Source organism: Rhizobium sp. R693 (assembly GCF_002211315.1).
Classification (GTDB): domain Bacteria; phylum Pseudomonadota; class Alphaproteobacteria; order Rhizobiales; family Rhizobiaceae; genus Rhizobium.
Window position 1 is genome coordinate 333,410 of the sequence record NZ_LOKY01000012.1, and the last position, 24,006, is coordinate 357,415.

Here is a 24,006-nt window from a genome sequence, read left to right on the forward strand (position 1 = left end):
GATGATCCCGCAGGAGATCATCCGCCAGAAACGAAACGGCGGAACGCTTTCCAAAGAGGATATCCAATCGTTCATTGCCGCGCTTGCGTCCGGTCAGCTCTCCGAGGGGCAGATCGGCGCCTTCGCCATGGCGGTCTGGTTCAAGGGCATGTCGCGCGACGAGGTCGTGGCTCTGACGCTTGCGATGGCGCACTCGGGCGACATGCTGAGCTGGGCAGACACCGACCGACCGATCGCCGACAAGCACTCGACAGGTGGCGTCGGCGACAATGTCTCGCTGATGCTGGCACCGATCGCGGCAGCCTGCGGACTGGCCGTTCCGATGATATCAGGTCGTGGTCTTGGCCATACCGGCGGGACACTGGACAAGCTCGAGGCTATTCCCGGCTATACCATCACCCCTGACGCCATGCTCTTCCGCAAGGTCGTGAAGGATGTGGGCTGCGCCATCATCGGCCAGACCGGAGCCCTTGCGCCTGCGGACGGCAAGCTCTACGCGGTTCGGGATGTCACGGCGACAGTCGATTCCATCCCTCTCATCACCGCCTCCATTCTTTCGAAGAAGCTGGCGGCCGGGTTGCAGACCCTGGTGCTCGACGTCAAGGTCGGCACGGGCGCATTCATGGCCGAGCCGAAAGACGCAGAGATGCTGGCACGGGCACTCGTCGATGTCGCCAATAGCGCAGGCATGAAAACCTCGGCGCTGATCACGGACATGAACCAGCCACTCGCCGATGCCGCGGGAAACACCGTCGAGATCCGCAATTGTCTGGAATTTCTGGCTGGCAGGAAAAAGAATACGCGGCTCGAGGCAGCCGTTCTGGCTTTCGCGGCCGAGATGCTGATGAAATCAGGTGTCGTTTCGTCGCTTCAGGAAGGTGAAACGAAGGCCGCGGATGCCATTTCCACAGGCAAGGCGGCCGAAAATTTCGCCAGCATGGTTCACCTGCTCGGCGGCCCCTCGGATCTTTTAGAAGAGCCGGATAAATACCTCGTCAAAGCGCCAGTAACGAAAGCGGTTCTGGCACCTCAGTCCGGTTGGCTTTCCGGCTGCGACGTACGGGAAATCGGCATGACCGTCGTCGATCTCGGCGGCGGACGACGCCATCCCGACGACAGGATCGATCACCGCGTTGGTGTATCCGACATCCTGCCGCTCGGCACCCGCGTCGAAAAAGGTGATCCGATTGCGTTGGTGCATGCCGCCAGCGAGGACGCGGCAGATGCGGCAATCGCTGTCCTTTCTGCCAACTACAGGATCGGCGAAGAGGAGCCTGCAATCCCGGCTGTCGTTTGCGAGCGCATCGTGGCTATTGCCCGAGGCTGAGAGCCTCCTTGGCAAGCGTGAACGAGAGCATCCTCCTTCAACAGGAAAGCAAGACGGCAGTGCCGGAGTTACACCTATGGCGCTTTGGAGGCGCCAAACACGACTTCGGCGGCTATTTCCCAACAAAAACAACCTTGAGGTGCTTACGAGGCGAACAAATTCACCTCTACGATGAGTTCGCCGTTTACTTGCATCGGAATTGCGCAGAATATTAGCGCATGGGAGGAAGCCTTCGGGCCTTTGCTCTCTATAAATTGCGCCCGAACGGCTTCCTCCCTTTGCTCAAAGGGAGGACTAATCATGAGGCGGACTTTGCTGTACGCGGCGTCGGCTGCGGTACTGTCGCTGAGCGCTACGCATGCATTTGCGCAGTCGGGCGGCGTTGAGAAAGCTGTTGGCGGCTACGATTTTGCCGCAGCTGCCAAGGAAGCGCCCGAGACGAAAAACTTCCATTCGGCTGATGGTCATTTGACCTTCGCGATCGTGACGCATACGGCCGGCAATGGCTTTTTTGACCCCGTCTATGTCGGTGCAACCGTCGCCGGCAACATGATCGGTGCCAAGATTTTGTTGCTCGGCTCGGAATCACCGGTCGACGATCCGGCGCGCGAGATCGAGATCCTGAACCAGATCGTTCAGGACCCGACAATCGACGGCATCATCATGACGACGCCGCAGGTCGGCGCCTACAACGACATCGTCAAGGCTGCCGAGAAAGCCGGCATACCGATCGCCACAACCAACTCGTTCGATGCGACCATACTGCACCGCAGTGGCATAAGTCATACCGGCCAGGACGCGTCAGCTGCGGCAATCGGCGGCGAGGCGCTTGCCAAGTGCGTGCTGGACAGCGGTGCGACCAGCGGCTCGATCCTCCTGCCGTCGTCGACCGCGATGGGCAACATCGAGGTCAACAATCGCGTGACGGCCGCCTTTAACGCCATCGTCAAGACGCTGAAGGATGCCGGCAAGCTCGACGCCTTCAAGGTCGATGCCGGGCCGGAGAATGTCGGCATCGATACGAATCCGAATGATCCCGTCAACGCGCTTGTTTCGCTCTTTGAGTCCCGCGGCGATGCAGTCGGCGCCTTCACGGCCAACAACGTCTTCACGCCACCGCTCGTTAAGGCAGTCGCACAGATGGGCAAGACCGGTAAGTTCTGCGCCTTTGGTTTCGACCTCGGCCCGGCACAGCAGGAGGGGATCGCCGCTGGAAACCTGACCGGATCGCTGGGACAGCAGCCCTTCCTGCAGGGCTTCTGGCCTGTCATGCAGCTTTATCTCCAGATCGATCGCGGCATTTCCGCCGCCAACCTGGACACGCGTGCCCAATTGGTGACGAAGGAGAACGTCGCAAAAGTTGGCAAGCGCTTCGAGAACTAACGGTTCGAAACGCCTGAGATCGATGCGGGATCACTAAAGCCTCCCGCATCGCGACGGCAAGATTGATCGGTAGAAACCATGGCGCCAACGACGACATCGCTAGGCCATGCACCGCCTCAGCTCGTCGGCGGCTGGGAGGCTGGGCTACTGATATTTCTCGCTCTGCTCTACCTCGGCGGGGCTCTCGTCAATCCCGCCTTTTTTGGGTCTACGGAGGCTCTTCACGCACTTTTTCGCGATACATCCCGCGTCGGGATCATCGCGGTCGGCATGACCTTTGTCATCGCCAATAAGGATCTCGATCTTTCTGTCGGCTCCACCTACGGCCTGATCGCCGTGGTTTTTGCCAGGCTGTTCGCATCGAACGTTCTCGACTTCGGCGTCATCGGGTCCGCGATCTTCTGTTTGCTGCTTGGCACAGCAATTGGCCTCCTCAACGGCATCCTAGTAACGATCCTCAGAGTGCCTGCCTTCATCGCAACGCTGACGATGCTTTTCATCGGTCGCGGCTTCGTTCTCGCGCTTACACACGGTCAGGCAATCTACTATTCCGGCAAGGCGAAAGACTATCCGTTCTTCTTTCATCTCGGAGAGATCAACGCCTTCGGTTTCAATAACCAGATCGCGATCTTCCTCGTGGTCGCCGTTGTCGGTGCCTATGTGCTTGCGAAGACCCGCTGGGGCTATGAGACCTTCGCGACCGGCGGCAACGAGCAGGCTGCTGCCTATGCGGGCATCAATACGCGGTGGGTGCGCATTCGCGCCTATCTGCTCTCGTCACTTTGTGCGACGCTTTCTGCTCTCCTGGCAGCGGCGCAGGACAAGGGTGTCACTCCTCTTTACGGCGTCAGTTGGGAACTTACCGTTATCGCATCTGTCGTCATCGGCGGTGCATCGATCCTCGGCGGGCGTGGGCGGGTGTTCGGGTCTTGCCTTGGCGCAGCAGTCGTTGTGCTGATCGACAAGGTGTTGCGTGAAGGCTGGCCGATCACGCGGACCGTCGTTATCGATGGAGAGAACGTTGCCGTGGGCGCCAGGTTCACCTTGCCTGCCGGTGCCGTACTGGTTTTCCTGGGCCTGCTTCTTGTCACGGCCGTTCTTATCGAGCCCTTCCTCATTCGACGCCAGATCGCTGCCCGGTTCTGGGCCTGGCTCCGCAGCCAACCGCCGCCGCCGGCCTACGAGACCGGCGGCGTGGCCCTGGAAGGTGTCCAGACCAAAGGGGCGATGGCGACCGACCTGGCGCTCTCGGCCACGGGGCTCGGTAAATTCCTCGCGCGGCGTGACGCGCTGGCCATCATCCTGACTATGGTACTCTGGCTCACCGGCCTGGCGCTGAGGCCGGACTACTGGTGGAACCTGCCCAACACCTTTGCGATCCTGCTGAACTACACGGAACTGGCCCTGATCACCGTCGGGCTTACCTATGTCATTGCTGCCGGGGATATCGATCTCTCCGTCGGGGCCGTGCTTGCGCTTGCCGGCAGCACCGCCGCCTATTTCCTGAAGGTACTGGGCGCCGATCCACTCACCGCGGTGGCAATGGGCCTGCTTGCCGGGACAGCTGCTGGCCTCGTCAATGCCGTCGTCACGGTCGGCTTCAAGCTGCCGGCCTTCATCGCTACGCTCGGCATGTTCTACATTGCCAGAGGCCTCGCCGCCTGGTTTGTCGCCGGCCAGCAACTGACCGGCTGGCCCGAAGGCTACAATCTGCTTGGCCGCAAACTGAACGACGTTCTCCTGCATTTCGGCCTTTTGCTGCCGTCAGGCATCATCCGCACGCTAGCCGAGGTCGTCAGCATCCAGACGATCTTCATGTTCTTCGTTGCCCTCGTCGCCGGCATCGTGCTCGCCTACACATCATTTGGACTGAAGGTCTGCGCCGCTGGCGGCAACGTCCGCGCAGCCGCTTACGCCGGCATCAACACCAACCGCGTGCGTTTCATCTCGCTGATGCTGGCAGCGCTCTGCGCGACCATGGCCGGCATTATCAACGTTGCTTACTTTCGTAGCTTCAACCCGGTTGCCGGCCAGTTCCGAGAGCTTGATGCCATTGCCTCCGTCATCATCGGCGGCGGATCGATCTTCGGCGGTTACGGCACGATGATCGGCTCACTTGCCGGTGCGGCCGTGATCACGCTCGTTCGCGCGCTCCTGCAGCTCAATGTCCAGGGCTTCAGCATGCCGCAGCACTGGATCAATGTCTTCATTGGGGTCATCCTCATCGTGGCAGTGCTGATCGACATTTGGGTGCGCCAGGCCAATCTCTTCGCGCGCCTGCGGGCCCGTTTCGCGGCGGCTGTCCCAACCGGAGAACGCCTCCATGGCTGACGCGCAGCCCTTACAGCCGATCGTGGAAATGCGGGGCATCGAAAAGGCGTTCGGCGCCGTGCAAGCACTCCGCAAGGTCGATCTCGTACTCTATCCCGGCGAGATCCTCGGCCTGGTCGGGGACAATTCGGCCGGCAAGTCGACGCTGATGAAGATCCTAACCGGCGCCTATCAGCGCGATTCCGGCGAAATCCTGGTTGCCGGGCAACCGGTATACTTCAAGAGCCCGCACGAGAGCCGCGATGCCGGAATCGAGATGATCTATCAGGACTTCGCGCTCTGCGGGAACATGGATGTCGGCCAGAACATCTTTCTTGGCCGCTGGCCGCTCAGGGGCCCGTTCATCGACCGGCGGAAGATGTATGCCGAGGCGGACAGCGTTCTGAAACGGCTCAAGGTCGACGTGAATTCCGTCTATCAGAAGGTCGAGAGCCTGTCGGGTGGCCGACAGCAATCCGTGGCGATCGCCCGCGCGATCTCATTTGAGCCGCGCGTCGTGATCCTCGACGAGCCGACTGCCAACCTTTCGGTAATGGCCACCGAGCGGCTGCTGGAAACCATGCTGGAGCTGAAGAAGCAAGGCGTTGCCCAGATCATTATCTCGCATCGTCTGGTCGACATTTTTGCCGTCGGCGATCGCGTCATGGTTCTCAAGCGCGGCGAGTATGTGGGCGACCGCTACGTCAAGAACACGGACGAGCACGAGGTCCTGGAGATCATTGTCTCCGGCACAAGGGAGAGTGCGCGGACCGCCGATGAGGCAAGAAGCACCGATCGGTCGCCGACGTCCTGACGCCTATTGTTTCAAACTGAGGGATCCGTCTGCAACGGAATAGGAGGCAAGCTTCTTGAGGAAACTCATCCCGACAAGGGTGGAGGAAAGGGCTTCATCCTTCAGGACGAAGGCCTCTACGTCGCGAACGCGGATACCGCCGATTTCGACCCGATCCAGCATCACGTGCGCAGCCTTTGTGGTCCCGTTGGCGGTGTTGACCGAGTAGCGGAAATCAAGCTGGTTGCCGGTAAAGCCGAGCCGTCGGGCGAAGCTCTCGTTGAGAGCGACATAAGTTGCACCGGTGTCGATCAGACCCTGCACCTGTCGACCGTTGATTCTGAAGTCTCCGGAATAGTGTCCCTGGGCATCGGCCTGCAGGCGCATTGTGCCGCCATTGGCGGTCGCGGCAGGCAGCTCTTCGGCGGCGCCGGTGACGAAGTTGGCCGACGTGACCGCTTCGCTGCTACGCTTTCCCACGAGGGTGGGTATCTGTGTTGCAAGCACCGCAGCGACGCTTGCAAAAATGACGGTACGCACGAGCATCGGGACAGAAATCCTTCCTGTATAAACCCCGCGTCATGCGTGGCCATGCTTACAGGTGCTACGCCATAATTGCTGACAAGTTGCTAATGCCGGCAAAGCAAATGGCCCGGCAAGCTTGTCCGGGCCATCAACTGCATCGATTGGGTAAACGGATTGTGAATTATTTCGTGCCGTACATGCGATCGCCGGCATCACCGAGGCCGGGCACGATGTAGCCCTTCTCGTTCAGATGGCTGTCGATCGACGCCGTAAATACGGGAACATCCGGATGCGCTTCACGGAAGTTCCTGATGCCCTCGGGTGCGGCCAGGAGGCAGAGGAAGCGGATGTTGCGCGCGCCCCGCTCCTTGAGCTTGTCGATCGCGGCAATCGAGGAATTGCCGGTGGCAAGCATGGGATCGACGACGATGATCAGGCGCTCGGCGACATCCTCCGGCGCCTTGAAGTAATATTCGACAGGCTGCAGCGTTTCGTGGTCGCGGTAGACGCCGATATGCGACACGCGCGCCGACGGCACGAGATCCAGCATGCCTTCGAGAAGACCGTTGCCGGCGCGCAGGATCGAGGCGAAGACAAGCTTCTTGCCTTCGAGGATCGGCGATTCCATCGTCTGCAGGGGCGTCTCGATGGTCTCCATCGTAAGCTCCAGATCGCGGGTCACTTCGTAGCAGAGCAGCGTCGAGATTTCGCGCAGGAGCCGACGGAAACTTCCGGTCGATGTCTCCTTGCGCCGCATGATCGTGAGTTTGTGCTGCACAAGCGGGTGATCGATGACCGTTACGCCGTCCATGGCCGAGCCCTTTCCATCGTTGTTCTTATCGGATGTTTCTTCCATGGAAATTGCCTTCACCGCAAGAGCGGAGGCCATTTTGCAACGCCGATCCCCAGGGCGGGTCGATCACATCCGGGCAAAAAGCGCTTGGCGTGTCGCCTCGTCGACGAAGGCTGCCGCAATACCGGTTCGCGTCATCTCATCAATTGCGGCGTCGCTGAAGCCAAAGGCATCGGCGGCCAGCTCGTATTCACGCTTCAGCGACGTGTGAAAGAACGGCGGGTCATCCGAACTGATCGTCACGCGTACGCCGGCTTCTTTTAGTTTTCGCAGCGGGTGCAATGAGAAATCCGGAAAGACCTTCAGCGCGATATTGGAGCCGGGACACACTTCCAGCACCGTTCCGAGATCAGCGAGCCGCTTGACAAGATCCATGTCCTCGATTGCTCGCACGCCATGACCGACGCGCGAGGGCCGGACGATGTCGAGCGCATCGGCGACGCTGAAGGCTCCGCACACTTCGCCCGCGTGGATGGTGAGGCCAAGCCCCGCATCGCGTGCGATGTCAAACGCACGCGCGTAGTCGGCAACCCGCCCCATCCGTTCCTCGCCGGCGAGATTGAAGCCGGTAATAAGGGGATTCTTTGCCTTGGCCGCGTACTCGGCGGCGCCAATGACGCTTTCCGGGCCGAAATGACGCTCTCCCGTAACAATCAAGCGCGCTTCGATGCCACATTTTGCCTTGGCACGGAGAATACCTTCGCACACACCCTCGATGTAAGCATCGGCACCAAGCCCGATCCGCTTGCCGTGATCAGGAGATACGATCAGCTCGCTGTAGATCGTTCCGATCGCGGCGAGCTCCTCAAGATAGGTCTCCGTCAGCAACGCATAGTCCTCCTCAGTCTTGTAGACCTCGGAGACCTTGTCGTAGCATTCCAGAAAACTTGCGAAATCATGCCAGACATACGTACCATCGGCCAGGTAACGGCCGATGTCGATGTTGTATTTCCGGGCCTGCGCCAAGGTCAGCGCCGGTGGCGCTGCCCCTTCCAGATGGCAATGCAACTCGACCTTCTTCAAATGCGATGTCATAGAAAACTTCTCCCATGCGCCCCCATCGGGATGCGCAAATGGCGGGCGATCGTCTCGCCGATGTCCGCGTAAGTGGCGCGTATGCCGATATCGCGAGAACGCAGTCCTGGCCCGTAGGCAATGATCGGTACGCGCTCGCGTGTATGATCCGTGCCACGCCACGTCGGGTCGCAGCCGTGATCGGCAGTCAGGATGACGAGGTCGCCAGGCTTCAGCTTGCCGCCAACTTCCGGCAGCCTGGCGTCAAAGGCCTCGAGTGCTGCGGCATAGCCCGCTACATCCCGACGATGGCCATAGACCATGTCGAAATCGACAAAGTTTGTGAAAACCAGGTCGCCATCCTCGGCAGTATCCATGGCCGCAAGGCTGGCGTCCATCAACGCTTCATTGCCATTCGCCTTGACCACCCGGGATACCCCCTTATGCGCAAAGATATCACCGATCTTGCCAATGGCATGGACCTTGCGGCCTTCCTTGACCAACCGGTCAAGCAGTGTCGGCTCCGGCGGCGGCACTGAAAAATCGCGCCGGTTTCCGGTCCGCTGAAACTTGGAAGCGGTTTCCCCGACAAATGGCCGGGCGATAACGCGGCCGATGTTATAGTGGTCCAGCAGGGCGCGGGCGATCGTGCAGAAGGTCATCAGCCTGTCGAGGCCGAAATGCGTCTCGTGTGCGGCAACCTGGAAGACGGAGTCGGACGAGGTGTAGCAGATCGGTTTCCCGGTCCGGATATGCTCTTCGCCAAGCCGGGCAATGATATCCGTGCCGGAGGCGTGGCAATTGCCGAGAATCCCCGGAACCTCGGCCGCCCTGCAGAGCGCCTCGACGAGTGGCTGTGGGAAGGCGTCGCCTTCAGTCGGAAAATAACCCCAGTCGAATGTCACCGGCGTCCCCGCGATCTCCCAATGGCCGGACGGAGTATCCTTGCCGCGCGAGACTTCGATCGCTGAGCCGAACATCGCGTAGACCTTCTCCGGCACCGGCATCCCGGCCGGGAAGCGGCCAGACGCCGCCTTCGCGAGATGGACCAGACCAAGAGCCGACATGTTCGGAAGCTGCAGGGGGCCGGAGCGCAACCCCTCGCGATCGCCAGCACCTGCCGCACAGAATTCCGCGATGTGTCCCAGCGTATCGGCGCCCTCGTCACCATAGGCAGCCGCATCCGGTGCCCCGCCGACACCAAATGAATCCAGAACAAAAAGAAAGGCTCGCGCCATGCTCCACCCAGCGACAGAAATTCGTCGGCCCGCCCATCGCGGTCCGCTCCGCAAGCCTTATAACGGCAGAGCGGACTTGGCAAACGAGCTCGGGGCGTCAGCAATCGCTGCAGGCAACGGAGCTGTCCACACGGGGGAGATAGAAGTAACTGCGGCTGATGGTGATCGTGCTGTCATTCGGCACCAGGTTGGGTGCAAACAGGAACAGCTTATAAGGGATGCTCAGTTCGGTCCGAACCAGAAAGATATCGGCCTTCTTCATATCGGTCGGCACCGTCGTGGCGGAATTCACGACGTAGGGACGACTGCCATCCTGCGCCCACGACCATGCCACCGTCGGATTTGCGGCACTGTCGAGAGAAATTCCGGTGATCTTGATCGTAAGGCCGGTCGAACCATATGGCACGAACACTGCGGAGGCGACCGAGGGCATATCGGCAAGCCAGGCCTTGGTTACGCTTTTCTGCTGCGTCACGATATCCGTGATCATGCCGGCTGCGCGGCTTGCCCGCTTGCTCATGCTGAGGCCGATCGTGATCTCGAACGCACCGATGTAGAGCATCACCAGGATCGGGAACAGGATGGCGAACTCGATCGCGCCGACGCCCTGCCGGTCGCCGGTGAAGCGTCTTGCGAGTTGATGAAGCCGGATCAGTACGCCACGACCTGCCATTATGGGTACTGCTCATTCTGGAACGCCGTCGTGGCGACCATCAGAAAATATGATGACGACCCATCGGTCGGGCGGACGTTCGTGATGTAAGGCCTGATCAGGTCGGTTATGACCTGCCAGCGGTAATAGGCGCGGACCATGTTGATCGTCCCGGAGCCTCCCGGCAGATATTTGAAGTCCGATGTCTTGATGTCCGCATAGGTGTCGGTCGACGTTCTGGGTATGGTGGCCGGAATAGCCGCAAATGTGGAGAAGTTCTGGACGTCGATGAAGAGCTTGCTGGGAGTGGCCACTTCCGTTGAAGAGCATGCGATCAGGATCGAAATCTCATTACATAACGCCGTTCTGAACGCCGTCACATCCGTGTTTGCCGGCGTGATCTGTCCGGTTCGCATCTTGCGGCTCATGGTATCGACCGCATTGGACAAGAGTTCCTCGCCTGCAAAGGCGACGAATGTCTCGATGATCGCAAAGACCACCATGAAATAGGGTATGGCAAGGAGCGCGAATTCGATAGCGGCCGCCCCGTCACGGGAGCGCGCAAAGGCGGTTAATCGCAGCCCTTTCCGCTTATGGCGGCGGGAGGCTGCGTCCGCGACTTGATCCACTTCCTTCATGGCATGCATCCGGGGACAGCGACGACTACACCTTTGTAAGGCGCGATCGTTGATTTTCCGTTTCAAGCCGGATCAGAAGTTTAACGGAAGGCTGACGAACGAGAGATGGCGGCTGACTATTGAGCTGCCGCCGCAGCTTCGGTTCCTTGCTGGCTATGCTGTTCGCAATTGGGCGTGCAGGAAAGGACCGAGCGCTCCGTTTGTCGAAACACACGGACGGTGTTTGCTTCGTCGATCGACACCAGGATGCTTTCGTCCAGAATTGCATTGCCGTCGACGTCGAGCAGCACAAGGTTGGTTGTTCCGAAGCTGCGTCCGGTCAGCACGATCGTTTTTGCATCGGCGACGGTCGCATCCGCAACCTTGGCATTGCCGACGATCACCTTGCTCACCGGGCGATCGAGCTTCAGAACGCGCGCCTGGTCCATATAGACCCGCAGAACATCCTGCTGCGCGAGCGCGGATTCGCTAAAGCCGACGGCGGCAAGAAAGCTGGCCAGGATAATCCTCTTGCCACTCGGCAACATTTTGATTCTCTCTCAAGAGTTACGGCGATTTTACGAAACAGCATGAGAAAAATTGGTGAATGAAGCTTTAATTCCATTTCTGTTGCGTCCGCAATCCTGATTTGGCGCGCCATTTGGAGACAACCTTTGCATAAACGGAGGCCTATTTGGGCGCCATTTTGAACTATCGGCGGGACACTCCCAAGTTTCCCTGGTCTCAACTACGAAACGGCACACGAACTTTTTCCTAAAATTCTAAACAATGACGCAAGCGGATACTTACCGTTCTCAAGTGTTGGTCGGCGTTTACGAAGCAGTAACTCTACTCTTTAAGTTGATGGAAATAGGGCCGCGCTAAATTGTGGCAATCCGATCAACGGCAACAGTTGGCGGACGTGCTGAACATCAACTGGAGTTAGGAGTTACCATGACCAAGCTTGTTAGCCGTTTTCTGAAGGACGAATCCGGCGCGACCGCAATTGAATACGGCCTGATCGCAGCGCTGATCTCCGTCGCGCTCATCACCGGCGCAACTGCACTGGGCAGCAAACTGAACATCATGTTCAACAACCTGTCCAACACGATCAGCAGCAAGACGCCGACCTGATTGACCGTACTAGGTACGCATTTTGTTCTTAGGGGCTCACGGACCAATGGCACCGTGAGCCTTTTTTTTGCAGGAGATACTGAGCATGACCGCGGCCACAGTTTTCTTGATTTTCCCGCTCTGCCTGACTATCGCAGCGTTGTCGGATCTTTTGACAATGACAATCCCGAACAGGGTCTCGGTCATTCTTGTTGCCGCATTTTTTCCTATCGTATTGTCAATGGGTTTGCCACTTGCCGCGATCGGCGCGCACGTGGCTGCAGGCGCCGCTGTCTTCGCCGCCTGTTTTGCACTCTTCGCGTTGAACGTGATGGGTGGCGGCGACGCGAAGCTGTTGACTGCTGTCTCACTATGGTTCGGCCTCAACTCTTCTCTCTTCGAATTCCTTGTCTATGTCAGCTTGATCGGTGGCGCCGCGACGCTGCTGATCCTCATGATCCGCGCACAAGCCAACTTGATCCTTGCCGTCGGATTGCCGGTGCCAAACTCTATTCTCATGGCCAAGAAGATCCCCTATGGCATTGCGATCGCGATCGGCGGGTTTATGGCCTTTCCCTCTTCGCCGCTTTTCCTGGCAGCACTTGAAGGACTGAAGTAACGGCAAGTTAATTCTCAGTTAACCTAAACTCGAAGCCTTTCATTAACCATAATTATACCAATTGCGGGCCATTCTCCGGGGCGAATAGCGCGAATCCCCGAGGAACGTTCGATGAAACCCGCCCGCCTTATGATACTTGGAGTGGCCGTCGTGGCAGCCGGCCTTGCCGGTGTGCTGGCGATGAGCCTCGCGGGCCGTGGTTCCGTCGTCACCCAGGTTCAGTCGGTCGTCGAGAAGGAGCCGACTGTCAACGTGCTCGTCTCCAGCGCCAATCTGCCGGTCGGCGCCAGATTGGATGACAAAGCGGTTCACTGGATGGGATGGCCGCAGAGTGGCGTCGTCCAGGGCTTTATCACCGAATCCGACAAGCCCGATGCTCTGAAAGACATGCAGGGCGCCGTCGTTCGCCTTCCGATCTTCGAGGGCGAACCGATCCGCGCGGAAAAGATCGCCGACTCGAACAGCCGCATCATGTCCTCGCTGCTGCCCTCCGGGAAACGTGCAGTCGCAACCGAAATCTCGGTTGCGACAGGTGCCGGCGGCTTCATCCTGCCGAACGACCGCGTCGACGTCATCATGGTCCGCAAGTCCAAGGAAGCCGACAAATATCTGACCGAGACCGTGCTCAGCAATGTGCGCGTGCTCGCGATCGACCAGCAGATCCAGGAAAAGGAAGATGGCTCCAAAGCCGTGGTCGGCACCACGGCAACGCTGGAGCTGACCCCCGACCAGACCAAGGTACTGGCCGTTGCCCAGCAAATGGCCGACCGGCTGTCGTTGGCATTGCGCTCCGTCGCCGACGCTGAGGAGCAGGATACCAGCGCCGCGGACTACCTGCTCAGCGGCGACAACGGCAACGCCCTCGTCCAAGTCATCAAATCAGGCTCTATCGTTACAGACAGCAGCAGCGCGCCGAAGGCTGAGTAAAGGAAATGGGAATGGGCAATCTGAAGCGCCATATGAAGCCCTTGACGGCAGGGTGCTTGTCCTTTGCGATCGGGTTTACCGGCGCTGTGCCGGGCGCTTTCGCCCCGGTCTTCGGCCCGAGTGCAGCATGGGCCAATTCCGACGGTATGGTGACGATAACCCAGACGGGTCCCGGTGCTCATCGCAGCTTGAAACTCGGCTTGAAGAAGGCGATCGTCGTCGATCTGCCCGTCGATGCTCACGATATCCTCGTGTCGGACCCTTCCATGGCCGACGCAGTCACTCGTAGCTCGCGGCGTATCTATCTCTTCGGCAAGACCGTAGGGCAGACGAACATTTTCATTTTCGGCGCCGACGGCCAGCAGATCGTCAGTCTAGATATCGCGATCGAGCGCGACGTCGCGGGCCTGGAAGCTAATTTGCGGCGCTTCATCCCCGACTCCTGCATCAAGGTCGAGATCGTCTCGGACAACATCGTGCTAACGGGTACGGTTCGCACGCCGCAGGATGCAGCCCAGGCCGCGGATCTGGCACAAGTGTTCTTGAAAGGCGGCGAGGCCACGACACGTACGGAAACCGCGACCGGTTCCGGCGGAGACAGCTCCGTGGCACTGTTTGCCGAAGGCCGCCAGGTTTCGCAGGTGGTCAACCTTCTGCAGATCCAAGGCGAAGATCAGGTGACGTTGAAGGTCACCATCGCCGAAGTTCGTCGTGAGGTTTTGAAGCAGCTCGGCTTCGACAATCTGGTTTCGAATTCGGGGGGTCTTTCGGTCGCCCAGCTGGGCTCCCCTAGCGCTGATAGCGCTACCGCGGTCGTGGGTGGCGGTCTAGCCGCCCTCTTCAAGAGCTCGATCGGAAAATACGACATTTCGACCTATCTGAACGCACTTGAGCAGGCCAAGGTGGTCAAGACGCTGGCGGAGCCGACCCTGACTGCCATTTCCGGCCAGGCAGCAACCTTCAATTCCGGCGGCCAAGTACTCTATTCGACGACCGATAGTGACGGCAACGTCACGATCGTTCCCTATAACTACGGCATCAATCTCGCCTTCAAGCCTGTCGTGCTTTCCTCGGGCCGCATCAGCCTGGAGATCAAGACGAACGTCTCGGAGCCCGCACCTTCGGTGTCCGGATCGACGCCAACCTATCAACGCCGCTCTGCGGAGACCTCCGTCGAGCTTCCCTCCGGCGGCTCGATCGCGCTTGCCGGCCTGATCCGCGACAACGTTTCGCAGACTTCGAATGGTACGCCCGGGGTCAACAAGATCCCGCTGCTTGGCACGCTGTTCCGGCAGCGCACGGTCGAGCGCGACGAAACCGAGCTGGTGATCATCGCAACGCCCTATCTCGTGCGCCCGGTTGCTCGCAATCAGCTCAACCGTCCGGACGACAACTTCAGCCCGGAAAACGATGCTTCGGCTTTCCTGCTCAATCGCGTCAACAAGGTTTACGGCGGCCGCGAAACGCCCGTTGCCGACGCCCAATTCCATGGCTCCATCGGGTTCATCTACAAATGACCGCGGCAGAATCAACAATGGCCCAACACAGAGATCAGCAGATGGCCCACAAACAGCGCACTGCGCATGAAACTCGCCTTTCGAGATCACTGCTGAGCGTAGTCGCCGTGGCGGCCGCGCTTCTTTCCGGCTGCGCCTCCCACGACGAACTGACGACCGGCGGCATTCCCGACGATTATCGTCAGCGCCACCCGATCGTGGTTGCCGAAGCCGAGCAGTCGGTCGATATCCCTGTCGCTTCGACGGACCGCCGCCTCAACATCGCCCAGCGCGACATGATCCGTGGCTTCGCGCAGAACTACACCTCGAGGGCCACCGGACCGGTCTACTTGCTGACGCCCGAAGGGTCGCCCAATGCAGCAGCCGCCCGCCAGCTGCGCGGTCAGGTGCGCGCCGAACTGTCGGCCCGCGGCATCGCGAGCTCCAAGATCGTCAACAGCACCTACGCGGCCAACGGTGCTGGAGACGCGGCTCCGATCCGCCTGACCTTCGTCGGAACGACGGCGATGACCTCGCAGTGCGGTCAGTGGCCGAGAGACATGATCAACGATTTCAACAACCAGAATTACTACAATTTCGGCTGCGCAACGCAAAACAACCTGGCCGCCCAGATAGCGAACCCTGAAGACCTGATTGCGCCTCGCGGCATGACCCCGATCGATGCGACCCGTCGTAACGCCGCGATTAAAGAGTATCGCGAAACGACAAGCACGATCGAAGACCTCAGCAGCAGCTCCAGCACCTTCTGATCAGTTTAGGACCGAACGATGAGTACAGTCGAATACGAGATCAAGAATACGACGGAGCTGCGCTACGCCGAGGATGCCATTCGCATGGCCGAACTCGAGAACATGCGCCCACTTCCTCGCATCTCGGTCCACGCCTTCTGCGAGAGCGAAGAATTGCAGCGGGTCATGGAGCGCTGCAGCCATGACCGCCGTATGTCCAAGGTCGGCTTGCGGATCACCAGCGGCGGCATTGCGGCCGCCGCGAACATGTTTACGACAGCACCAACGCCAAATCTGATCATTCTCGAAACCAAGGCGGGAGCTGCGAGCCTGCTCAGCGAGCTGGCGCCGCTTGCCGCCGTTTGCGACCCTTCCACCAAGGTCATCATCGTCGGCTACTACAACGACATCCCGCTTTACCGCGAACTCGTACGCAATGGGATTTCCGAATATATGGTCCAGCCCGTCGCCATGCCGGACATCATGGCGGCAATGGCGACGATCTTCGTTGACCCGGATGCGGAACCGCTTGGCCGCAGCATCGCCTTCATCGGCGCCAAGGGCGGCGTCGGCGCCTCGACGATCGCCCACAATTGCGCTTTCGGCATCTCCAACCTGTTTTCGACCGAAACGATCCTGGCCGATCTCGATCTGCCTTATGGCACGGCCAATATCGACTTTGACCAGGACCCGACCCAGGGTATCGCCGAGGCCGTCTATGCGCCCGACCGTCTGGATGAAGTATTTCTCGATCGCTTGCTGACGAAGTGCTCCGAGCACCTGTCGCTGCTTGCGGCCCCTTCCCTTCTCGACCGCGCCTATGATTTCGAACCACAGGCATTCCAGCCTGTCCTCGATGTCCTTCAGCGCAACGCGCCTATCACTGTCCTCGACGTGCCGCACGCTTGGTCGGAGTGGACGCGATCAGTGCTAGGTAGTGTCGACGAGGTCGTCATCTGCGCGTCCCCCGATCTTGCCAACTTGCGCAACGCCAAGAACATGATGGACGCACTCAGAAAGATGCGGCCCAACGACAAGATGCCACATCTCATCCTTAACCAGGTCGGCATGACGAAACGGCCGGAGATCAGCCCGTCCGATTTCTGCGAACCGCTGGAAACCGACCCGATCGCAATCATCCCCTTTGATGCCAACCTCTTCGGCAATGCGGCCAATAGCGGCCGCATGATTTCGGAAATGGATGCAAAGTCGCCAACGGCGGAAACATTCTCGCAGATATCGCACATCGTGACCGGGCGGATTGCCCTCAAGAAAGCACGCAAGGGCAGATTGCTGGGCCTGCTGAAGCGCAAGTGACGCCCGCCAAGATCGGATTGGAATAAGGCATGTTCGGAAAACGCGGAAACGAGGGTTTTGGCAAGGCAGGCGGCACGACCGCGCCGCCTCCGCCGGTTCAGCAGCCCTCTCCGTCTGCCCCTGCGGTTCTGGTCGAACCGCAGCGTGAGCCTTCGCGCCAGCAGGTTTCGCCGCCACCGATGCAGACGCCTCAGCGCAAGCGCCCAACCCGTACGGACGAATACTACGACACGAAAGCGCAAGTCTTTTCCGCGCTAATCGATACGATCGATCTTTCGCAGCTTGCCAAGCTCGACGGAGAAAGTGCGCGCGAAGAAATCCGCGACATCGTCAACGACATCATCACGATCAAGAACTTCGCGATGTCGATCTCCGAGCAGGAAGAACTGCTCGAAGATATCTGTAACGATGTTCTCGGCTACGGTCCGCTCGAGCCACTGCTGGCCAGAGACGACATCGCCGACATCATGGTCAACGGTGCCGGTCAGACCTTCATCGAGGTCGGCGGCAAGACCATCGAATCCGAAATCCGCTTCCGCGACAATTCGCAGCTGCTGTCGATCTGCCAGCGTATCGTTAGCCAGGTTGGCCGTCGCGTCGATGAATCAAGCCCAATCTGCGACGCCCGTCTGCCCGACGGTTCTCGTGTCAACGTCATCGCGCCACCGCTCGCCATCGACGGACCGGCACTCACGATCCGCAAGTTCAAGAAGGACAAGCTGAACCTCGAGCAGCTCGTTCGCTTCGGCGCCATCACGCCGGAAGGTGCGACGCTGCTCCAGATCATCGGCCGCGTCCGCTGCAACGTCGTCATTTCGGGCGGCACCGGCTCGGGCAAGACGACGCTGCTCAACTGCCTCACCCGCTACATCGACACAGACGAGCGCGTCATCACCTGCGAAGACACGGCCGAACTGCAGCTGCAGCAGCCGCATGTGGTGCGCCTGGAAACCCGCCCACCAAACATCGAAGGCGAAGGCGAGATCACCATGCGCGATCTCGTCAAGAACTGCCTACGCATGCGACCGGAACGGATCATCGTCGGCGAAGTGCGCGGACCGGAGGTTTTTGACCTGCTGCAAGCAATGAACACCGGTCACGACGGCTCCATGGGCACGATCCACTCAAACTCGCCACGCGAATGCCTCAGCCGTATCGAGTCGATGATCGCAATGGGCGGTTTCACGCTGCCGGCAAAGACCGTGCGCGAAATCATCTCGGGTTCGATCGATATCATCGTCCAGGCGGCGCGCCTGCGCGATGGATCGCGTCGCATCACGCAGATTACCGAAGTGATCGGGATGGAAGGCGACGTCATCATCACCCAGGACCTGATGCGCTACGAAATCGAGGGCGAAGACGCGTCCGGCCGCCTGATCGGAAGGCACAAGTCGACCGGCATCGGCAAGCCGCATTTCTGGGACCGCGCACGCTACTTCAACGAAGAAAAGCGCCTTGCCGCCGCCCTCGACGAAATGGAAGCCAAGTCTAAGGATTAGTTTGATGTTCGGGTTCGATCCTGTCGTGTTGGCCATTGTCGTGCTTGCCGCCGTCGCGGCCGGTGCCGTTTGCTATGGCCTTCTCTTCGCGCAGATCGAGACCGAGAAGAAATCGGCACACCGCGTTAACCGTGTCGTTTCGGCCGAGGCAGACAAGGCCAGCGTCAAGGCGGCCCGTGACCGCGTCCAGGAACTGTCGAAGCGCCGCAAGTCGGTGCAGGATAATTTGAAGGATCTTGAGAAGCGCCAGCAGGAAAACACCAAGAAGAAGCTGTCGTTGAAGTCGAGACTGACGCAGGCCGGCCTGCGGATAACACCCGGGCGGTTTTACATGTTCAGCGCGATTTTCGCCGTTATCCTGATGTTCTTCGCATTCCTGGCCGACGCCCCTGTCATGGTCGTGCTCGGCCTGCCCATCATTGCCGGGGTTGGGCTGCCGCGCTGGGTGATTGGCTTTCTGATCAAGCGGCGTCAAAACAAGTTCCTCGACGAGTTTCCGAATGCGCTCGATGTCATCGTGCGCTCGATCAAGTCTGGCCTGCCTTTGAACGACGCCATTCGGCTCATTGCCAACGAGGGCAAGGATCCCGTCAAGAGCGAGTTTCGCCGTGTGGTCGAATCGCAGCAGGTGGGTCTCAGCGTACCGGATGCCTGCGCGCGTATGAGCAATTACATGCCTCTACAGGAAGTGAGCTTCTTTGCGATCGTCATCGCGATCCAGTCACAGGCCGGCGGCAACCTCTCGGAGGCTATCGGCAACCTCGCCAAGGTGTTGCGCGACAGAAAGAAAATGAAGGCGAAGGTCAAGGCGCTGTCGATGGAAGCCAAGGCCTCTGCCGTCATCATCGGCGCTCTGCCGTTCATCGTTGCGACACTCGTCTATCTGACATCCCCTCAATACATGCTGATCCTGTTCACCGACCCGCGTGGCCATCTGATCATGGGCGCCTCAGCGGTCTGGATGTCGATCGGCATTTTCGTCATGCGCAACATGGTCAATTTCGACATCTGATGGAGGACGGGCCGTGTCATCTGATCTCGCCGCTAAACTGACAGACCCCGCCATGCTGATCGCGGTGCTGGTGGCGATCGCTGTATTCGCCAGCCTATATACCGTCGCCATTCCTTTCTTCGAACGTGGAGACCTCAACAAGCGCATGAAGGCTGTTTCCACGGAACGCGAACAGATCCGTGCCCGCGAACGTGCGCGCATGAACGCCGACGCAGCGGGAAAAGGCTCGCTTCGCACACAGAACAACCGTTCTGTCCGCCAGATCGTCGAGAAGTTCAACCTTCGCGAGGCACTGGTCGACGAAAACACCATGAACAAACTCCGCGCTGCCGGGTTCCGCTCGGAAAATGCGCTGAATATGTTCCTCGTGGCGCGCTTCCTGCTGCCATTCCTGTTCTTCGGCCTTGCCATCTTCTGGGTCTTCGGTCTCAATCATCTGGCCGACAAACCAACGATGATGCGATTTCTGCTGACGCTTGGCGTTGCCTATGTGGGCTTCTATGCGCCGAATATCTTCATCTCCAATCGGATGTCGAAGCGCCAGCACTCCATCAAGCGTGCCTGGCCCGACGCGCTCGACCTGATGCTGATCTGCGTCGAGTCAGGTATCTCGATCGAGGCAGCCATGCGTCGTGTCTCAGAAGAACTTGGCGAGGCGTCTCCGCCGCTAGCGGAAGAAATGATCCTGACGACGGCCGAGCTTTCGTTCCTTCCCGATCGGCGTGTTGCGCTGGAGAACCTCGGCCTGCGCACGCAGATCCCATTGGTGCAATCGGTCACCCAGGCGCTGATCCAGGCCGATCGCTACGGCACACCGATTTCGCAGGCGCTGCGCGTGCTGGCACAGGAAGGCCGCGACGAACGCATGAACGAGGCCGAGAAGAAGGCCGCCGCACTTCCGCCGAAGCTTACGGTGCCGATGATCCTGTTCTTCCTTCCAGTTCTCGTCGCCGTTATTCTTGGCCCGGCCGGCATCCAGGTGGCCGATCGCTTCTAGGCTTCCATGTCCGCGGGGGCTGGTCATCTCTAAGCATTACGCATAGGTTTTGCGGCATCTCCATAAGCCGGCAGGAGCCGTTGATGTCGTCCCTGAGCATCTTCCTGAGTATCATCGCTGCTCTTTCTATCGGGGCGATGAGCCCAGGCCCAAGTTTTGTTCTCGTTTCACGTATTGCGATGTCGCGTTCACGTCTCGACGGGCTTGCGGCGGCGCTTGGGATGGGCGTTGGCGGCGTTGCCTTCAGCGTGTTGGCGCTGGCGGGGCTGACCGCGCTGCTCTCACAATTCGAATGGCTCTATCTGGCTCTGAAGGTGGCTGGCGGAGCCTATCTCGTCTACATCGCCCTGAAGATCTGGCGCGGGGCGCGAGAGCCGATCCACGTCGGCGATGCGGGCAGCGATCGTCGCGCGCTCCCGCGAAGCTTTACCACCGCCCTCCTAACACAGGTCAGCAACCCAAAGACGATCGTCGTCTACGCAAGCATCTTTGCAGCTTTGCTGCCGAAGACGGTTCCACTCGGGCTTATCTTCGCAGTGCCGATCGGCGTCTTTGCCGTAGAAGCCGGCTGGTACACGGTCGTGGCGCTCGCATTCTCCGCAAAACATCCGAGACGGCTATACCTCGCTGCGAAGACATGGATCGATCGCCTGGCCGGTACGGTCATGGCCGGTCTTGGCGCACAGCTGGTCGCATCGGGACTGGCCGGCCGCTAGAGATCAGTTGGTGCTGGTGGGGGCGCTGCTGCCGCTATCCTTGGCCGCAAGCTTCTGCCAGGAATTCTGTTGCGACAGCATCGAGCGCAGATAGGCGACGTTGGCATCGGCCTGCTGCTGCGAAAGCTCTGCGCGCGCAATCTTCTCCGCCTCGGGGAACCGGCCCTGAAGACCGATAACCAGTGCGAGATTCTGGCGGACCCGGCTGTCGGCCGTGGGCTGGCCTGCCGCCTGGCGCAAATAGGTCTCGGCTGTCCGCAGGTCGCCGGTCAGCACATAGGACATGCCGAGGTTGGACAGGATCGATGCCTCGCCCGGCTGGATATCGAGCGCTTCACGATAACGCTGTCGCGCCTCGGTGGAGCGGCCGAGCTGATCGAGGATCGCGCCCTCCGCCGATGTGAGCTTCCAGTCGGGACGATCAGGGGTTTGAGCGCGACCGATTGTATCGAGCGCCTGCTGCAATTGCCCGGCGGCAGCCTGAGCCTTTCCGTAGGCCGCCAGGACGGTTCGATCGGTCGGGTTGGCAATGGCAACCTGCTGCATGACCGCAAGCGCCTGGGCGTCGCGGCCTTGCATGCGCAACAGGTTCGCATAGTTCACGCCGTTGACGGCATCGCGGGGGTTCTTCTCATAGGCCTGCCCAATGCTCTCAGTCGAGCTGCGCAGCTCGGCTTCGTTCATTGTTTCGGCCGGCTTGGTGGGTTTCGGTATGGATCCCGTCGTCATCCGGTCCTTGGTCGTCGTGCAGCCGGCAAGTGAAAGGACGACGAGCGCGGTCGCGACGCCCTGAAAAATACGGGTTTTGATCAGAGTATTGGCCGAAGCAGGCATCGTGCGTCCCTGAGATCCGAAATGAGATCCGAAATCGGCGTCTGACCTCAAAGCGAAAACAGGGAAAGGCTTTGACGCAATCTTCACTCCAGCAATAGTCTGTTAACCCTAACGGACCGTTAAGACGCGATTCCCGGACGCCCCAAAGGATACTCATGGCACCTTATCAGTTCATCGAGAGACCCACCCCCTTCAACAGCAAGGGCGGCTCGACCCTGCCGATCTTTGCCGTCACCCCCGCGCATATCGAAACCGGTACGATCGATCCGATCGCGCTCGATTGGGCCAGGAAGGCGGGCTACAAGGCCGAGAGCGGCTCGATGCTGCTGATCCCAACGGAGGACGGTCATCTTGGTGGCGCGCTGTTCGGGCTCGGCACCAACCCGTCTGAACAACCCTACATCACGGGCAAGCTTGCGCGTACGCTGCCGGCCGGCGACTGGCATATCGAAACGGCGCCGCTGACGGCAAACCGCCTCTCGCTCGGCTTCGGCCTCGGCAGCTACCGCTTCGACCGTTACAAATCGGAGAAGTCTTCGGCTCCGACGCTGATGATCCCGCGCGATGCTGACGGCGCGGATATCAAGCGGCAGCTGGCGGGGGTTTTCCTGGCACGCGACCTGATCAATACGCCGACGAACGACATGGGGCCGAACGAACTGGAAGCAGCCTTCCGCGGTCTGGCGGCACACTATAAGGCCGAAATCAATGTCGTCAGCGGCGACGACCTGCGCCAGAACTTCCCGCTCGTTCATACCGTCGGCCGTGCCAGCGCGGACGCGCCACGTCTGCTCGAATTGCGTTGGGGCAAGAAGGGGCACCGCAAGATCACACTCGTCGGCAAGGGCGTCTGCTTCGATACCGGCGGCCTCGACATCAAGCCGGCGTCCTCGATGCTGCTGATGAAGAAGGACATGGGCGGCGCGGCAAACGTCATGGGCCTGGCACTGATGATCATGGACGCCAAGCTCAAGGTCGATCTCAGGTTGATCGTTCCCGTCGTCGAAAACTCGATCTCGTCCAATGCCTTCCGTCCGGGTGACATCTACCGGAGCCGCAAGGGGCTGACGGTGCAGATCGACAATACCGACGCGGAAGGCCGGTTGATCCTCGCCGACGCGCTTGCCTATGCGGATGAGGATGCGCCCGACCTCCTGATTGACATGGCGACGCTGACGGGTGCGGCCCGCGTGGCACTCGGTCCCGACCTGCCGCCCTTCTTCACCGACGACGCCGAGCTTGCCCAGGACCTGACCGAAGCAAGCCTCGAGACGGATGATCCCCTGTGGCGGCTGCCGCTCTATGCCGGCTATGAAAAGGATATTCGCGCCAAGTTCGCCGACATCACCAACGCACCGGCGGGCGGCATGGCCGGTGCAATTACCGCTGCCCTGTTCCTCAAGCGCTTCGTCTCCAACACCACGAGCTGGGCGCATTTCGATATCTACGGCTGGGCGCCTTCCGAACGGCCGCACTCCCCCGGCGGCGGCGAGGCGCAGGCAATTCGTGCGCTCTACCATCACATCCGGCAGAGCGTGCGCTAAGCGGCGATCGTTAGAATTTTATTCACCGTGACGGGCGGCAAAACCTGCCGCCCCATTGCGTTGCACAGTGCACTGCCGGAAAATGGAACGCGGGCGTAACGAGTTTCCGGAGGACCCATGCCGATCGAACTGACGGCTTCGCAGGCGCTGGGCCTGTGGCATGGTGTGACGCTCGATCAGGTGAGGCTCGACGATCGCGATTTGACGTTGCGCCAAATGGCGATCCTGCTGCATATCTATCTCGTGCCGCCGCCGCATACCGTACGCGGCCTGGCGGCGACGCTCAACGTGACCAAGCCCGTGATCACCCGGGCACTGGATACGATGGGAGAAATGGGTCTGGTCGACCGTGTGCGCGACGAACGCGACCGGCGAAACGTCGTGATAAAGCGCACCGTCGGAGGCGCGCTCTATCTGGAAAAGCTTGGCGATCTGGTGCGCGACAAAGGTCGCCGCCTGACGCCGTGAAGG

General features: G+C 59.9%; 24 protein-coding genes. 16 read left to right on the top strand and 8 right to left on the bottom strand.

What is annotated here, in order from left to right; all coding sequences use genetic code 11:
* Position 1 precedes the first annotated feature (1 nt).
* The 4 genes from deoA to ATY79_RS13575 all read left to right on the top strand — a co-directional run bounded on the left by deoA (position 2) and on the right by ATY79_RS13575 (position 5,834).
* Positions 2-1,327, top strand: a complete 1,326-nt coding sequence (deoA, locus tag ATY79_RS13560) for a thymidine phosphorylase (RefSeq protein ID WP_088704129.1) — start codon at positions 2-4, stop codon at positions 1,325-1,327.
* Positions 1,328-1,627: 300 nt separating this feature from the next.
* On the top strand, positions 1,628-2,710 hold the full coding sequence (locus tag ATY79_RS13565; RefSeq protein WP_088690980.1) for a substrate-binding domain-containing protein: 1,083 nt from the start codon (positions 1,628-1,630) through the stop codon (positions 2,708-2,710).
* 78 nt (positions 2,711-2,788) lie between these two features.
* Complete coding sequence (locus ATY79_RS13570) at positions 2,789-5,041, top strand: ABC transporter permease (protein ID WP_088704130.1); 2,253 nt, start codon at positions 2,789-2,791, stop codon at positions 5,039-5,041.
* A complete protein-coding gene (locus tag ATY79_RS13575) occupies positions 5,034-5,834 on the top strand; it encodes an ATP-binding cassette domain-containing protein (protein ID WP_088704131.1) in 801 nt (266 codons plus the stop codon). The genes ATY79_RS13570 and ATY79_RS13575 overlap by 8 nt, the downstream gene beginning before the upstream one ends.
* A 3-nt stretch (positions 5,835-5,837) precedes the next feature.
* Here the strand turns inward: ATY79_RS13575 and ATY79_RS13580 are convergent, their stop codons facing one another.
* From ATY79_RS13580 to ATY79_RS13610, 7 genes are all read right to left on the bottom strand, one after another.
* A complete protein-coding gene (locus ATY79_RS13580; RefSeq protein WP_088704132.1) occupies positions 5,838-6,359 on the bottom strand; it encodes a TIGR02281 family clan AA aspartic protease in 522 nt (173 codons plus the stop codon).
* 160 nt (positions 6,360-6,519) lie between these two features.
* Positions 6,520-7,149 carry a uracil phosphoribosyltransferase gene (gene upp, locus ATY79_RS13585; protein WP_007529134.1) on the bottom strand — a complete coding sequence of 210 codons (630 nt, stop codon included), beginning with the start codon at positions 7,147-7,149 and terminating at the stop codon, positions 6,520-6,522.
* A 108-nt stretch (positions 7,150-7,257) separates the two neighbouring features.
* Positions 7,258-8,226, bottom strand: a complete 969-nt coding sequence (locus ATY79_RS13590) for an adenosine deaminase (protein WP_088690976.1) — start codon at positions 8,224-8,226, stop codon at positions 7,258-7,260.
* Complete coding sequence (locus tag ATY79_RS13595) at positions 8,223-9,443, bottom strand: phosphopentomutase (protein WP_088704133.1); 1,221 nt, start codon at positions 9,441-9,443, stop codon at positions 8,223-8,225. The genes ATY79_RS13590 and ATY79_RS13595 overlap by 4 nt, the downstream gene beginning before the upstream one ends.
* Before the next feature lie 97 nt (positions 9,444-9,540).
* Entirely contained in the window at positions 9,541-10,116 is a 576-nt protein-coding gene (locus ATY79_RS13600) for a TadE/TadG family type IV pilus assembly protein (RefSeq protein WP_088704134.1), read from the bottom strand.
* Entirely contained in the window at positions 10,116-10,733 is a 618-nt protein-coding gene (locus ATY79_RS13605) for a TadE/TadG family type IV pilus assembly protein (RefSeq protein WP_088690973.1), read from the bottom strand. Before ATY79_RS13605 ends, ATY79_RS13600 begins: the two co-directional genes overlap by 1 nt.
* A gap of 116 nt (positions 10,734-10,849) precedes the next feature.
* Complete coding sequence (locus ATY79_RS13610) at positions 10,850-11,260, bottom strand: pilus assembly protein N-terminal domain-containing protein (RefSeq protein WP_088690972.1); 411 nt, start codon at positions 11,258-11,260, stop codon at positions 10,850-10,852.
* A 406-nt stretch (positions 11,261-11,666) separates the two neighbouring features.
* Here ATY79_RS13610 and ATY79_RS13615 point away from each other — a divergent pair, with 406 nt between their 5' ends.
* From ATY79_RS13615 to ATY79_RS13660, 10 genes are all read left to right on the top strand, one after another.
* The gene (locus ATY79_RS13615; RefSeq protein ID WP_088690971.1) at positions 11,667-11,846 is read left to right on the top strand and encodes a Flp family type IVb pilin; all 180 of its coding nucleotides are present in this window, start codon (positions 11,667-11,669) and stop codon (positions 11,844-11,846) included.
* A gap of 85 nt (positions 11,847-11,931) precedes the next feature.
* Entirely contained in the window at positions 11,932-12,444 is a 513-nt protein-coding gene (locus tag ATY79_RS13620; RefSeq protein WP_088704135.1) for a prepilin peptidase, read from the top strand.
* Positions 12,445-12,555: 111 nt separating this feature from the next.
* Positions 12,556-13,371 carry a Flp pilus assembly protein CpaB gene (gene cpaB / locus ATY79_RS13625; RefSeq protein ID WP_088690969.1) on the top strand — a complete coding sequence of 272 codons (816 nt, stop codon included), beginning with the start codon at positions 12,556-12,558 and terminating at the stop codon, positions 13,369-13,371.
* Between the two features lie 5 nt (positions 13,372-13,376).
* Complete coding sequence (locus tag ATY79_RS13630; RefSeq protein WP_189637070.1) at positions 13,377-14,888, top strand: type II and III secretion system protein family protein; 1,512 nt, start codon at positions 13,377-13,379, stop codon at positions 14,886-14,888.
* A complete protein-coding gene (locus ATY79_RS13635) occupies positions 14,885-15,637 on the top strand; it encodes a CpaD family pilus assembly protein (RefSeq protein WP_088704136.1) in 753 nt (250 codons plus the stop codon). The genes ATY79_RS13630 and ATY79_RS13635 overlap by 4 nt, the downstream gene beginning before the upstream one ends.
* A gap of 18 nt (positions 15,638-15,655) precedes the next feature.
* Positions 15,656-16,933 (top strand): CtpF protein, encoded by a 1,278-nt coding sequence (locus ATY79_RS13640; protein WP_088704137.1) that lies wholly within the window; start codon positions 15,656-15,658, stop codon positions 16,931-16,933.
* 29 nt (positions 16,934-16,962) lie between these two features.
* Complete coding sequence (locus tag ATY79_RS13645) at positions 16,963-18,432, top strand: CpaF family protein (protein WP_088690965.1); 1,470 nt, start codon at positions 16,963-16,965, stop codon at positions 18,430-18,432.
* Positions 18,433-18,436: 4 nt separating this feature from the next.
* A complete protein-coding gene (locus ATY79_RS13650; RefSeq protein WP_088690964.1) occupies positions 18,437-19,444 on the top strand; it encodes a type II secretion system F family protein in 1,008 nt (335 codons plus the stop codon).
* A 13-nt stretch (positions 19,445-19,457) separates the two neighbouring features.
* Positions 19,458-20,441: a type II secretion system F family protein gene (locus tag ATY79_RS13655; protein WP_088690963.1), complete on the top strand. Its 984-nt coding sequence runs from the start codon at positions 19,458-19,460 to the stop codon at positions 20,439-20,441.
* Positions 20,442-20,524: 83 nt separating this feature from the next.
* The gene (locus ATY79_RS13660; RefSeq protein ID WP_088690962.1) at positions 20,525-21,157 is read left to right on the top strand and encodes a LysE family translocator; all 633 of its coding nucleotides are present in this window, start codon (positions 20,525-20,527) and stop codon (positions 21,155-21,157) included.
* Between the two features lie 3 nt (positions 21,158-21,160).
* Here the strand turns inward: ATY79_RS13660 and ATY79_RS13665 are convergent, their stop codons facing one another.
* Positions 21,161-21,991 carry a tetratricopeptide repeat protein gene (locus ATY79_RS13665; RefSeq protein ID WP_088704138.1) on the bottom strand — a complete coding sequence of 277 codons (831 nt, stop codon included), beginning with the start codon at positions 21,989-21,991 and terminating at the stop codon, positions 21,161-21,163.
* A 155-nt stretch (positions 21,992-22,146) separates the two neighbouring features.
* Between ATY79_RS13665 and ATY79_RS13670 the strand changes: the two genes are divergently transcribed.
* On the top strand, positions 22,147-23,535 hold the full coding sequence (locus ATY79_RS13670) for a M17 family metallopeptidase (protein WP_088690960.1): 1,389 nt from the start codon (positions 22,147-22,149) through the stop codon (positions 23,533-23,535).
* A gap of 117 nt (positions 23,536-23,652) precedes the next feature.
* Positions 23,653-24,003, top strand: coding sequence for a MarR family winged helix-turn-helix transcriptional regulator (locus ATY79_RS13675; RefSeq protein ID WP_088690959.1), 351 nt, complete (start codon positions 23,653-23,655; stop codon positions 24,001-24,003).
* Positions 24,004-24,006: the final 3 nt, after the last annotated feature.

Excerpts from the sequence above, each read along its gene's own strand:
- deoA (WP_088704129.1), top strand. The coding sequence starts at position 2 with ATGATCCCGCAGGAGATCATCCGCCAGAAACGAAACGGCGGAACGCTT.
- ATY79_RS13565 (WP_088690980.1), top strand. The coding sequence starts at position 1,628 with ATGAGGCGGACTTTGCTGTACGCGGCGTCGGCTGCGGTACTGTCGCTG.
- ATY79_RS13570 (WP_088704130.1), top strand. The coding sequence starts at position 2,789 with ATGGCGCCAACGACGACATCGCTAGGCCATGCACCGCCTCAGCTCGTC.
- ATY79_RS13575 (WP_088704131.1), top strand. The coding sequence starts at position 5,034 with ATGGCTGACGCGCAGCCCTTACAGCCGATCGTGGAAATGCGGGGCATC.
- ATY79_RS13580 (WP_088704132.1), bottom strand. The coding sequence starts at position 6,359 with ATGCTCGTGCGTACCGTCATTTTTGCAAGCGTCGCTGCGGTGCTTGCA.
- upp (WP_007529134.1), bottom strand. The coding sequence starts at position 7,149 with ATGGACGGCGTAACGGTCATCGATCACCCGCTTGTGCAGCACAAACTC.
- ATY79_RS13590 (WP_088690976.1), bottom strand. The coding sequence starts at position 8,226 with ATGACATCGCATTTGAAGAAGGTCGAGTTGCATTGCCATCTGGAAGGG.
- ATY79_RS13595 (WP_088704133.1), bottom strand. The coding sequence starts at position 9,443 with ATGGCGCGAGCCTTTCTTTTTGTTCTGGATTCATTTGGTGTCGGCGGG.
- ATY79_RS13600 (WP_088704134.1), bottom strand. The coding sequence starts at position 10,116 with ATGGCAGGTCGTGGCGTACTGATCCGGCTTCATCAACTCGCAAGACGC.
- ATY79_RS13605 (WP_088690973.1), bottom strand. The coding sequence starts at position 10,733 with ATGAAGGAAGTGGATCAAGTCGCGGACGCAGCCTCCCGCCGCCATAAG.
- ATY79_RS13610 (WP_088690972.1), bottom strand. The coding sequence starts at position 11,260 with ATGTTGCCGAGTGGCAAGAGGATTATCCTGGCCAGCTTTCTTGCCGCC.
- ATY79_RS13615 (WP_088690971.1), top strand. The coding sequence starts at position 11,667 with ATGACCAAGCTTGTTAGCCGTTTTCTGAAGGACGAATCCGGCGCGACC.
- ATY79_RS13620 (WP_088704135.1), top strand. The coding sequence starts at position 11,932 with ATGACCGCGGCCACAGTTTTCTTGATTTTCCCGCTCTGCCTGACTATC.
- cpaB (WP_088690969.1), top strand. The coding sequence starts at position 12,556 with ATGAAACCCGCCCGCCTTATGATACTTGGAGTGGCCGTCGTGGCAGCC.
- ATY79_RS13630 (WP_189637070.1), top strand. The coding sequence starts at position 13,377 with ATGGGAATGGGCAATCTGAAGCGCCATATGAAGCCCTTGACGGCAGGG.
- ATY79_RS13635 (WP_088704136.1), top strand. The coding sequence starts at position 14,885 with ATGACCGCGGCAGAATCAACAATGGCCCAACACAGAGATCAGCAGATG.
- ATY79_RS13640 (WP_088704137.1), top strand. The coding sequence starts at position 15,656 with ATGAGTACAGTCGAATACGAGATCAAGAATACGACGGAGCTGCGCTAC.
- ATY79_RS13645 (WP_088690965.1), top strand. The coding sequence starts at position 16,963 with ATGTTCGGAAAACGCGGAAACGAGGGTTTTGGCAAGGCAGGCGGCACG.
- ATY79_RS13650 (WP_088690964.1), top strand. The coding sequence starts at position 18,437 with ATGTTCGGGTTCGATCCTGTCGTGTTGGCCATTGTCGTGCTTGCCGCC.
- ATY79_RS13660 (WP_088690962.1), top strand. The coding sequence starts at position 20,525 with ATGTCGTCCCTGAGCATCTTCCTGAGTATCATCGCTGCTCTTTCTATC.
- ATY79_RS13665 (WP_088704138.1), bottom strand. The coding sequence starts at position 21,991 with ATGCCTGCTTCGGCCAATACTCTGATCAAAACCCGTATTTTTCAGGGC.
- ATY79_RS13670 (WP_088690960.1), top strand. The coding sequence starts at position 22,147 with ATGGCACCTTATCAGTTCATCGAGAGACCCACCCCCTTCAACAGCAAG.
- ATY79_RS13675 (WP_088690959.1), top strand. The coding sequence starts at position 23,653 with ATGCCGATCGAACTGACGGCTTCGCAGGCGCTGGGCCTGTGGCATGGT.